This is a genomic window from Streptomyces sp. NPDC002130, from assembly GCF_040296465.1.
In the GTDB taxonomy this organism is placed as follows: Bacteria; Actinomycetota; Actinomycetes; order Streptomycetales; family Streptomycetaceae; genus Streptomyces.
Map to the genome: position 1 here is coordinate 1 of NZ_JBEOXI010000513.1, position 2768 is coordinate 2768.

2 protein-coding genes and 3 pseudogenes are annotated in these 2768 nt (G+C 70.7%); 3 read left to right on the forward strand and 2 right to left on the reverse strand.

The window, feature by feature from the left end; translation table 11 throughout:
- The first annotated feature begins 132 nt into the window (after positions 1 to 132).
- The 3 genes and pseudogenes from ABT116_RS41975 to ABT116_RS41985 all read left to right on the forward strand — a co-directional run.
- On the forward strand, positions 133 to 1554 hold the full coding sequence (locus ABT116_RS41975; protein ID WP_351645646.1) for an acyltransferase family protein: 1422 nt from the start codon (positions 133 to 135) through the stop codon (positions 1552 to 1554).
- 43 nt (positions 1555 to 1597) lie between these two features.
- Entirely contained in the window at positions 1598 to 2056 is a 459-nt protein-coding gene (locus ABT116_RS41980; protein WP_351645649.1) for an SRPBCC family protein, read from the forward strand.
- Between the two features lie 29 nt (positions 2057 to 2085).
- Positions 2086 to 2295, forward strand: a pseudogene (locus ABT116_RS41985) (N-acyl homoserine lactonase family protein); the annotation flags it as partial.
- Here the strand turns inward: ABT116_RS41985 and ABT116_RS41990 are convergent.
- Positions 2293 to 2433, reverse strand: a pseudogene (locus ABT116_RS41990) (nitroreductase family protein); the annotation flags it as partial. The pseudogenes ABT116_RS41985 and ABT116_RS41990 overlap by 3 nt on opposite strands.
- Positions 2434 to 2630: 197 nt before the next feature.
- Positions 2631 to 2768 (reverse strand): annotated as a pseudogene (locus tag ABT116_RS41995) (IS5/IS1182 family transposase); the annotation flags it as partial.

A 2768-nucleotide genomic window follows, 5' to 3' on the forward strand; every position in this document is an offset into this window, starting at 1 on the left:
GTGCGCGGCAGCACGTGCTGAAGGTGCTGGACCGTACGCACACCCCGGGGCGGCCCGAGGCCTGTGTGGCGGAGGCCCGGGCGGCCGGGTTCGAGGGCGCGACTGGAAGGGCACGGCATCCACGCCGCGTGCGTGGGCGACGACGACGCGCTGACCGTCGTGGCGGCGAGCACGGCGGGTGCGGAGGCTACGGCCGTACGGCGGCTGGTGAGCGAGGGCTGCGGTCTGCCGCCGCGCGCGATACGGGTGCTGCCGGTGGCCGAGCTTCCGCGGCTCGCCTCCGGCAAGACCGACTACGAAGCGGTACGGCGGCTGGCTCGCGACGCTTCGGCCTCGGCACCGTCCCCGGGCGAGGACGACCTCTGTGCCCTCTACGCCGAGATCCTCGACCGGACCGACGTCACCGAGGACAGCAGCTTCGTGAGTCTGGGCGGCGACTCACTCTCGTACGTCGAGATGTCGCTGCGGCTGGAGCAGGCCCTTGGGGTGCTGCCCGCCGACTGGCACACCACACCGATCCGCCGGCTGCGGGCCCCGGAGACCGAACGGCGCACGCCCCCGGCCGTCCCGCGGCGCGGGCTGCGGCGCAGCCTGGAGACGGGCATCGCCCTGCGGGCGGTCGGCATCGTCCTCGTCGTCGGCTCGCACATCCCCGTCTTCCTGGTCCAGGGCGGCGCCCACGTGCTGCTCGGCGTCGCCGGATACAACTTCGCGCGCTTCCACCTCTCCGTCGGCGAACGCCGGGAGCGTCTGCGCAGGATGGGGCGGAGTATCGCCCGCATCGCCGTTCCGAGCATGGTGTGGATCGCCTTCGCGCTGCTGCTGACCCGCGAATACGACCTGGCCAACGTCGTCCTGGCCAACAGCCTCTTCGAGCAGGACAACTCCGATCCGGAGTGGCGCTACTGGTTCGTCGAAGCGCTGGTCTACTTCCTGGCCGGGTTGGCGGTTCTGCTGGCGATCCCCTGGCTGCACCGCGCGGAGCGGCGCACCCCCTTCGGCTTCGCCCTGGCACTGGTCGCCCTGGGGCTCGTCGGCCGCTACGACCCCTGGGGCCTCGCGCACGTCCGATTCCACCTGAGCCCCACCGTGGTCTTCTTCCTGTTCGCCCTGGGCTGGGCGGCGGCCCGGGCCCGCACGGCGGGACAACGGCTGGGGCTGACCGCGGTCACGCTCGTCACCGTGCCCGGTCTCTTCCCCGGGGAGCAGACCCTGCGGACATCGATCGTGCTCGGCGGCCTCGTCCTGCTGCTCTGGGTGCCCGCCCTGCCCAGCATCGACCCGGTCAACCGGCTGGCGGGCGTCTTGGCCGGCAGCTCGCTCTACATCTACCTGACGCACTTCCAGGTCTATCCCCACCTGCGGGACCACTCCCCCGTGGCGGCGCTGCTCGTCTCCCTGATATGCGGTGTGGCGTACGGAGCAATGGCCACCCGTCTGACGGCCAGACTCCTTTCATCACTTCAGGCCGGTGCCCTGATGGCCAGCTTGTCGTCTCGCGGGATGCCCGGCGCTCCCGTAGGGTCTCGATGCCGTTACGGCAGGACGCACTGACGGCCCTTCACGACCGCGCGGACCCAGTGACCGAGGAGCCCTCATGTCAGGACAGTTCGAAGCGACCACCGAGATCGACCGGCCCGTCGAGGCGGTGTTCGACTACCTCGCCGACGGGCGCAACGATCCGCAGTTCAGCCCCCGAGTGCTGAGGATCGAGCGGGTTCCCGAGACGCCGACCGCCGTGGGAACGGTCTTCCGCAGCACGGTCAAGGACGCCGGCGTGAAGACGGCCAGGGAGTTCCGTATCACCGAGCTCGAAGCCCCGGCGCGGATCCGGTGGACCGAGGTGTCCAAGAACAGCGTGGCGGTGGCCGAGGGCGGCTACGACCTGGAGCCGCTGGCCGACGGCAGGACGCGGGTCCGTCTCCACAACGTTCTGGAGGGCCACGGACTCGGCAAGCTGCTCGTCGGCCTGGCACTCACGGCCGCCCGCAAGGACGCCCCCGCCTTCGCTGCCCGGATCAAGGCAGCGGCCGAGGCGGCGATCCCGCCGCGTTGACCGAGTCCAGAGCGGGGCAGTCGGTGCCCCCTCTCCTGGCCGGCAAGCCCATCCTGGTCCAGGACGTCGAGCCCACCACCGCCCGAAAGGGCGGCTACACCATCGACGAACTGAGCGACTTCCCCGCCGCAACATATGAGAAGGTCGCTGGTGAAACCGAGGTCTGGCCGGGAGTCTGGATCGTCCCGACCCCAGGGCACACCCGAGGGCATCAATCGCTGGTCCTCCGGCAGGCCGACCTGAGGGCAGCTGTGCAACCCTTCCGCCCTCAGCAGCAGCATGACCGTCTGCAAGTACATCCCCGCGTCCCCCCACTGCCCGGGCCCCATCGTCCGGTCGAGGTAGCAGAACAGCACAACCGGCGCCCCGAACGCCTCGGGCAGGCCGTGGCGTTGCGCGAGCGCGAGTGACGCCTCCTCGGCGGGCGCCCATCTGCGCGTGGGCGTGGCGCAGGGAGGACATGAAGGCGGGGAGGCCGGCGGCGTGGTCCTTGGGCGGGCCCACGCGCAGACGGGAGTCGCCGGGGTCCTCGGCGGGTGCCTTGCGGGCCATCGGCTAGGCGGTTTCCTTTGGATCACCTTGCCGACCAGATGAAGATGGCGGCGATGTGGAGTCCAGCGAGGTAGATGGTGGCGGTCTTGTCGTATCGGGTGGCCAGGCCGCGCCACTGCTTGAGCTTGTTGATGCACCGCTCGACGGTGTTGCGCCGCTT